Origin of the sequence: Leptospira ainlahdjerensis, assembly GCF_016919175.1 — a bacterium.
Lineage (GTDB): Bacteria > Spirochaetota > Leptospiria > Leptospirales > Leptospiraceae > Leptospira > Leptospira ainlahdjerensis.
This window is the reverse complement of the sequence record NZ_JAFFPU010000073.1, coordinates 56,494-63,037: the sequence shown is the minus strand read 5'-3', so window position 1 is coordinate 63,037 and position 6,544 is coordinate 56,494. Positions and strand designations below refer to the sequence as shown.

The 6,544-nt window shown below is 41.5% G+C and carries 9 protein-coding genes; 5 read left to right on the top strand and 4 right to left on the bottom strand.

Going from position 1 to position 6,544, the window contains the following annotated elements:
• Positions 1 to 607 precede the first annotated feature (607 nt).
• Both JWG45_RS18080 and JWG45_RS18075 read left to right on the top strand, forming a co-directional pair.
• Positions 608 to 1,279, top strand: a complete 672-nt coding sequence (locus JWG45_RS18080) for an LIC11874 family lipoprotein (RefSeq protein ID WP_205281022.1) — start codon at positions 608 to 610, stop codon at positions 1,277 to 1,279.
• Positions 1,280 to 1,596: 317 nt separating this feature from the next.
• Positions 1,597 to 2,169 (top strand): hypothetical protein, encoded by a 573-nt coding sequence (locus tag JWG45_RS18075; RefSeq protein ID WP_205281021.1) that lies wholly within the window; start codon positions 1,597 to 1,599, stop codon positions 2,167 to 2,169.
• Positions 2,170 to 2,528: 359 nt separating this feature from the next.
• Here the strand turns inward: JWG45_RS18075 and JWG45_RS18070 are convergent, their stop codons facing one another.
• The 3 genes from JWG45_RS18070 to JWG45_RS18060 all read right to left on the bottom strand — a co-directional run bounded on the left by JWG45_RS18070 (position 2,529) and on the right by JWG45_RS18060 (position 4,079).
• A complete protein-coding gene (locus tag JWG45_RS18070; RefSeq protein ID WP_205281020.1) occupies positions 2,529 to 2,972 on the bottom strand; it encodes an acyl-CoA thioesterase in 444 nt (147 codons plus the stop codon).
• A 109-nt stretch (positions 2,973 to 3,081) separates the two neighbouring features.
• Positions 3,082 to 3,831 (bottom strand): menaquinone biosynthetic enzyme MqnA/MqnD family protein, encoded by a 750-nt coding sequence (locus JWG45_RS18065; RefSeq protein WP_205281019.1) that lies wholly within the window; start codon positions 3,829 to 3,831, stop codon positions 3,082 to 3,084.
• Complete coding sequence (locus JWG45_RS18060) at positions 3,828 to 4,079, bottom strand: putative signal transducing protein (protein ID WP_205281018.1); 252 nt, start codon at positions 4,077 to 4,079, stop codon at positions 3,828 to 3,830. Before JWG45_RS18060 ends, JWG45_RS18065 begins: the two co-directional genes overlap by 4 nt.
• 109 nt (positions 4,080 to 4,188) lie before the next feature.
• On the opposite strand from JWG45_RS18060, the gene JWG45_RS18055 reads away from it, so the two are divergent.
• Together JWG45_RS18055 and JWG45_RS18050 are read left to right on the top strand one after the other, a co-directional pair.
• The gene (locus JWG45_RS18055) at positions 4,189 to 4,425 is read left to right on the top strand and encodes an STAS domain-containing protein (RefSeq protein WP_332476740.1); all 237 of its coding nucleotides are present in this window, start codon (positions 4,189 to 4,191) and stop codon (positions 4,423 to 4,425) included.
• Between the two features lie 12 nt (positions 4,426 to 4,437).
• Positions 4,438 to 5,310 (top strand): CheR family methyltransferase, encoded by an 873-nt coding sequence (locus JWG45_RS18050; protein ID WP_205281016.1) that lies wholly within the window; start codon positions 4,438 to 4,440, stop codon positions 5,308 to 5,310.
• A 16-nt stretch (positions 5,311 to 5,326) separates the two neighbouring features.
• On the opposite strand, the gene JWG45_RS18045 is transcribed toward JWG45_RS18050, so the two are convergent.
• Positions 5,327 to 5,848 (bottom strand): HIT family protein, encoded by a 522-nt coding sequence (locus JWG45_RS18045; RefSeq protein WP_205281015.1) that lies wholly within the window; start codon positions 5,846 to 5,848, stop codon positions 5,327 to 5,329.
• A gap of 268 nt (positions 5,849 to 6,116) precedes the next feature.
• On the opposite strand from JWG45_RS18045, the gene JWG45_RS18040 reads away from it, so the two are divergent.
• Complete coding sequence (locus tag JWG45_RS18040; RefSeq protein WP_232380762.1) at positions 6,117 to 6,506, top strand: rhodanese-like domain-containing protein; 390 nt, start codon at positions 6,117 to 6,119, stop codon at positions 6,504 to 6,506.
• The last annotated feature ends 38 nt before the right edge of the window (positions 6,507 to 6,544 follow it).

The window sequence follows — 6,544 nt, the reverse complement described above, 5'->3', positions numbered from 1 at the left end:
TTCCCGTGTTCCAGGATGTCCAAACCGGTGATCTCTTCGTCTTCGGAAACACGCAATCCGACCGTATATTTCAACGCAAGAAAAAATTCTCATGTAGGAACTCTCACAGAGCGGGACGTTTCGTGTTTCCGTTTTCTCAGAACCTTTCGTTGTGGTTTGGTGTAAAGCCGGGGCGCTTTGCCTCCGTAAGAACGACTGAACATTCTACGCTCTTTTATTTTTGGGAGAAAGTGCGGACTCGAGCGATTTTCTTGGATCCAAAGGATCTTCGATTAGAAACGGCAAAAATTCTCCGAGTCAAAAGACCCCTTTTCCCAAAAAAGTCCGTCTTTGGATCGTTCGGATTCTCATTTCTTTGGGACAGGAAGGTTTGTATTGGGGAAAGGAAAAGAGGACGGAACTTCGACCGCACTTTTTGTAAGAATCTAGGGTTGTTTTTTTGCGAGAAGGAGAGATTCTTTTTTTTTGAGAAGATTCTCGGAAACTTGTGAGAGTTCCCACTTTTTTTTTCGGGAAGGACCCGAAGGAACTGAAAATCCAACGGGTTCCATTCTTCTCAAAATGTCTTTTCCATTGACGGAATCCTTTTCCGTCTCAAATTTGATGGATGAGCCTTTTTTACGGCCGATTGTCCAAGTTTTTATTCTTCTCTTTGATGCTCTTATTTTTTTCAAACTGTTTTGACTACGAGGAAACGGTCACGATCAATCATGATTTTTCGGGGACATTAGAGGTTTCTTATGTGGTTCCGACTCGTCGTAATTCCGACGAATCTCTGATTAAATTTCTTCCGACTCAAAAAGAGGAAATTTCGGATCGACTCAACAAAGGTTTTTTTTCCAAGAATATTGTTCTTAAGGATTATACGTTTCAAAAGATCGTAACTCCGGAAACGGATCCGAGTCTTTTTCGCGAAAAAGCAAAAGTCTATTTTAAGGTGGAATTTCAGGATCTTTCTCAGATCGAAGACGCGATGCTTGGGAAAGTTCAGGTTCGAAAAAAAGGAAACACGATCTATGTGAAGAGGGAAATTCCGAGCATAAGCCGTGCTCCTGAAACTCTTAAAAAAGACGGGGAAAAGAAAATTTATTCGGAAACGCTTCGTTTGCTTCGGACGAGTTCAATTCTTTTTAAGGTGAATTTTCCGATCGCTTCCATTTGTAGGTCCAATCGAGGAGACGTGAATCTTGGAAAGCTGAGTTATCGTCTTCCATTAGCCGATACCATCGAGAAGACCGGAAATAATTCCTGGGATTATAGAATCACCGTGATCTATTGAATTCGTCTGAAACTTTGGAAAAGTGTGAGTTCCTACTTTTCCAAAGTTCAACAGTAAAGGCTCTAACGTTTGGTCCGACAAATCTCCCTCCCTAAAAAAAACTTGAAAACAAACTGGAAAGTTCGAGCCGCCGCACAGGGAGCCGAAAATTTTTCGATTCACATTCGAGAAGTTTTAGGAAGAATCTTTCCAATTTCTCGAAAGGAGATTCTTATCTCTCTTTTTCTATCTCAAACTCGTGAAAGTAAGGATTTTGCGTTTCAAAAATCGAATTTACGATTTTCGAGTATTGAATTTTCATCGAGGAATTTTTAAGAATGGGATCGTTTACAAAACAATCGTTTTTCGTTTTCTTTCTTTTTTGTTCCCTCTTTTTTCTTTCTGATCTGGGGGCCGGTTTTCCCAAGAAGCCCGTGTATTGTTTGGCGCGTGTGAGCGGTTACTTCGCATCGCTTCAGAATTGGTATGAGGATTCTTATCCAGATTTTTTCGAACTCTTTCGTGAAGATCTTCGGGAATATCTAAAAATTTCCAACCTTCCCGCGTTGAGACGTTGTATTCTTCAATCCATCGGAAAGATGGAGAGAAGGGATTATTTTATCAGCGCTTATATGTTCGCGGATCCGGATCTAAAGGAAATCGAACCCGATCCTTCTTTGGCGGTAGAGACTGGAAAAATTCTTCTCAGACATTGTCATGCGAAGATCTCGGAAGAATGCAATCGTTTTCTGCCAAATCTTCTCGCCGGTCTTGCGATCAATTCCTATCGAATCGGGAATCGAAACGAAGCAAAACGTTACAAGGCCGAAGCTTATCGCTGGAGCAAACAAAACGGAGAGGATTTCGGAGCTCGTTCGGAAGAAGAATGGAATATCCTGGACAAGATCTGATCACAACGTGGAAAGAATTTCAGAGAAGAATGAGAATTTCCCCGGACGTAGGAACTCCTAAAAGCGAACACTGAATTTTCTGAAACGTAGGAACTCCCCGTTTCCATTCCAGAACAGACAGATCGTTTTCTAGGGAGAATTTTGAGGTTTTCGAAGGAGTTCCGAAGCAATTCTCGGAAAGAAACAAATCCTCTTCAAAGAATTTTCCTCATTCAAAAGAATCTTCACGAAAAGATTCTAAAAAAGGCTCCAAAAACTTTCGAAAAATGAACTTTCAAACCGCCGGAGTCATTTAGAAGAAAAAAACGTATCACGTTCCTGCGGATTCGTAAAGAACCTCGATCTGGTACGATTCAAAATTACTCCGAAGAATTCAGAACGGGAATCCACTTTAGAAAAACTGCAAGTTCCGGATCGATCTTCTTGAGGCTTCCCGACCTGGAATCTACACAGGCGTAGACGAGTTTTCCGGAACAAAGAGGATCTTCTCCTCGAAAAATCGCAAGTTCCCAAAAAACTTTCACGCCGGAAAAACTTCCCTTCGTATAAATTCGGATCTCTTCGTCAAAACGAGCCGGATCTTTGTAATCGATTTCACAGTGGACGACGTGAAAGTCCGATTTGTATTTAGAGTCCAGTTCTCCGTAAGGAAGGCCGCACGATCGGAAATACTCCGTGATCGCGACGTCGAAGTAAGTTAGATAATTGGCGTTGAATACGATTCCTTGAGGGTCGCATTCCGCATAACGCACCCTCAAAGGATGAAAAAATTCGAATTCTTCCTTTTTGATCTTTTTTCCCATGATTTCCCTTTTCGATTCCGAATCTTTTCTTAAATTCTCTTACTTCGGGTTTTAGAATTTCGGCCAAAACAAATTTTGTCCCCTAAAAACAAAAAGATCTTTTTTGATTTTACAATAGATCCAGATCTCTGCACTTTTCTCCGAATCGAAAAAAACCTTTCCGGTCTTCTTCTGTAACCATGTAATGAAGTTCTTTTGTGAGATATTCTCTGACGATCTTTTCCGGAAGACGGGATTCTTGAGTGATGATTTCCTCGATATGAGAAATTCCATATTCCAAAGATTGAATGAACAATGACTCTTCGACTAAAAGCGGCTTTTTGCTGGCCCAGAGCGCAAAGATAAATCCGAGTCCTGTAAGTTCGTTCCACCACTCCGCGAGATCGCGAACTTCGTAGAAATAAGGATTCCATTTTGCTAATAAAGCGTTGTCACCGAAAAGCATATGGGAACCGATTCCGTTTTCGATCATTTCCTGGATGATTTTAGAATCGGTCGGCTTTACGTCCGGAATTGTTCCGGTTTCTTCGTGGACCAACACTCTGACAAGCGCCATGCTGGTTTTGGAGCCGCTGTCGGTAAGGATCACCTTCGGAGGATATTCCTCTTTGAGATTTTTAAAAAAAAGAATGGATCGCACTTTCTCCCTCGCACAAACGCCGGTCGTTTGATACGCGTTGAGAATGTCCTCGTTCCGAATACATTCGATCGAAGAGATGAGTCCTAAGTCTATTTCATCATTCAACAAATAGTCTTTGAGTATCGCGGGGTTTTCGGGAACGATCCGATTCTTTTTATCTTTTTCGAACCCCCAGGTTAGGGGTCTTGCGTTTAGATGTTTGACGATTCCTATTTTCAATGATTCTCTCTTTCCAAAAACTCTTTCAGAATCGGATAGTCCCGATCCATCAAGTAAACGATCGCAAAATGTGCGGCTGCGGGAACCGCTGCTCCTTCCAGAAAAAACAATTCTTCTCCGGTGACGAAATAATGGATCCCGCTCGCTTCCAAAAATGATTTTACGATCGAAAGTAAAACAGGATCCGAAGTCTCAAATCGAGCGGAAAATCCGTCCGAATCGTTTTGTTCTTTTTCAAAGGGTTCCATAAATCTCGCAAAAAATATTAGGGTTGAATTCTATTTTTTATATCGTCTAATTTCCTCAATGGTTTTCAATGAGAAAGTTTACATATCTTTAAAATTGAACGACCTTACTATGGAACACGAGGAACTTCGGAATTATCTCAATTCCTTTTTGGAAAAAAATCCGACTTGTATCGTTCTTGACTTTTCGAATATCCAGGTCATTTCCTCCGTATCGCTCGGAGTGTTAGTGAGCTTTGCAAATCGCGTTCGCAGTTTGGGAATCAACGTGGAAACCTTAAACGTTTCCTCCCGTCTGAAACAAATTCTTAAACTTGTATCTCTTGACAGAGTATTCGGTCCTCTATAAAACATCTTTACTATGACAGATATTCAGTCCGGCCTGAACACGATTTCCGACGAAGAGTTTCAATTTGTAAAATCTCTTATGTATAAAGAGACTGGGATTTTTTTAGCCGATCATAAAAAGATCATGGTCCAGTCCCGCCTCAACGGACGGGCCAGACATTTCGGTTTAAAATCGGTATCCGAATATATCGGTAAACTTCGTGCGGACCACTCGTTTTTCAACAGCGAACTCACCGAACTCATCAACAGAATTACCACCAACAAAACCGATTTTTATCGGGAGAATCACCATTTCGAATTTTTGAAATCCACTTTTTTCCCTTCGGTTGAGGAAAAAGCCTTAAAAAACGGAAAAAAAATTCTAAGAATTTGGTCTAGCGCGTGTTCGACGGGAGAAGAACCCTATACGATCGCGATGACCTGTCTGGACTACTTCGCGTTCAAACCCGGTTGGGATATCAAGATCTACGCTTCGGACATCGATACGAACGTAATCAACACCGCAAAGGAAGGGATCTACAAAGAGGACCGTCTTCTTCCCGTAGACGAAAAATTGAAGAATAAATATTTTATCAAGATCAAGGATCCGGAGCGCGGCGAAATTTCATATCAGGCAAAACCCGAGCTCAAAACTCTGATCGATTTTAGAAAGGTGAATCTTTTGGAAACCCCTTATCCGATTCCGGATAAGATGGACTGTGTTTTTTGTAGAAACGTAATCATCTACTTCGACAAACCGACCCAGAAAAAAATATTCGAAAACTTCGAGAAGGTTCTCAAAGACAGGGGACTTTTAGTGATCGGCCATTCGGAAACGTTATTCGGTATTTCCGAGAGTTATAAATTTTTAGGTCATACGATTTATCAGAAAAAACCGGTAGTTTAACGGAAAGAATCGATTCTTACGAAAATTCTTTCCAGATCCGAATCCATTCCTTTTGCATCTCGTAGGGTTCGTAGATTACAATTCTTGAATTTGCTAATACGTCTAAAAAACCGGCCTCGTTCGGAAATCTCGGAACGATATGCTGGTGGATATGCGGAATCGAACCGCCCGCGTTTTTCCCGATATTGTAACCCAGATTGAATCCTTGTACGTTCCAAAGTTTTTTAAGAATCCGAATCGCCTTGGAGGCGCCTTCGTGAATTTCCAGAGCTTCTTTCGAGGTCATTTCTTCATAAGAGAGAATATGTCTTTTGGGAAAGACCATCAAATGTCCGGGATTGTAAGGATATAAATTTACGGAAACAACGGTGAGATCGGTTTCGGAAACCGTAAGATTGGGAACGTCCGGATCTTTTCTACAAATTCCGCAGAGGATACAATCCACCTCGGGTCTTTTTCCCCGTGCGTAATCCAGTTTATGAATGGAAAAAAGATTTTTCCTGGGTTCGTCCCATTGAGTAGAATTGGATTCTTCCATGAACCCTAAATTATTCCGGTCATCCGGGCTGTCAAAAAATTAGCACGGCGGATCGTAAGGAAAAGTGACTTCCTCTTCGTTTCCATTGAGAGAAGGAAAAAAATTCGGATTCCCTGAGAGATAAAATTCTCCAAAAAAGAATACAAGCGATCGGAAACCGATCCTTTCTTCGATTTTTCGAGGGACATTTTGTGCGAGAGATGAAAACTAGATTCTAAAAAATCAAAAGAATCGATTCGGCAAAAAGTCGAACACGGATGGAAGGAAAATGATGAAGAATCAGAATCAAGATAGGAATGATCTTTTGGGAAAACGGAAATTGCTTCTCTGGATTCTAACCTTAGGATTTTCTCTTCTCTTTTTTTGCGGAAAGACCCAAGAACGGGCAGACAAAAATCTTGTGAAAGAATGGATTTCTCAGAACGCCCTCGTCGTGGACGTAAGAACTCCGCAGGAATTTGAAAGCGGTCATTATACAAACGCGGTGAACATTCCTCTGGATCAGATTCCTTCTCGGTTGGAAGAATTCGGATCGACCGATCGAAAAATCGTTTTGTATTGTCGTTCGGGCCGTCGCAGTCTTGAAGCTCAGAAGACGCTTCAATCGAAAGGATATTCCAACACAATCAACGCGGGGGGGTTGACGGACTTACCTTAGAATCTCCTTGCAGGACCGGATCTTCGAAAAAGGATGGA

What these genes read in the sequence shown, in the direction of transcription:
- JWG45_RS18080 (WP_205281022.1), top strand. Translation starts at nt 608, where the DNA reads ATGAGCCTTTTTTACGGCCGATTGTCCAAGTTTTTATTCTTCTCTTTG.
- JWG45_RS18075 (WP_205281021.1), top strand. Translation starts at nt 1,597, where the DNA reads ATGGGATCGTTTACAAAACAATCGTTTTTCGTTTTCTTTCTTTTTTGT.
- JWG45_RS18070 (WP_205281020.1), bottom strand. Translation starts at nt 2,972, where the DNA reads ATGGGAAAAAAGATCAAAAAGGAAGAATTCGAATTTTTTCATCCTTTG.
- JWG45_RS18060 (WP_205281018.1), bottom strand. Translation starts at nt 4,079, where the DNA reads ATGGAACCCTTTGAAAAAGAACAAAACGATTCGGACGGATTTTCCGCT.
- JWG45_RS18055 (WP_332476740.1), top strand. Translation starts at nt 4,189, where the DNA reads ATGGAACACGAGGAACTTCGGAATTATCTCAATTCCTTTTTGGAAAAA.
- JWG45_RS18050 (WP_205281016.1), top strand. Translation starts at nt 4,438, where the DNA reads ATGACAGATATTCAGTCCGGCCTGAACACGATTTCCGACGAAGAGTTT.
- JWG45_RS18045 (WP_205281015.1), bottom strand. Translation starts at nt 5,848, where the DNA reads ATGGAAGAATCCAATTCTACTCAATGGGACGAACCCAGGAAAAATCTT.
- JWG45_RS18040 (WP_232380762.1), top strand. Translation starts at nt 6,117, where the DNA reads ATGATGAAGAATCAGAATCAAGATAGGAATGATCTTTTGGGAAAACGG.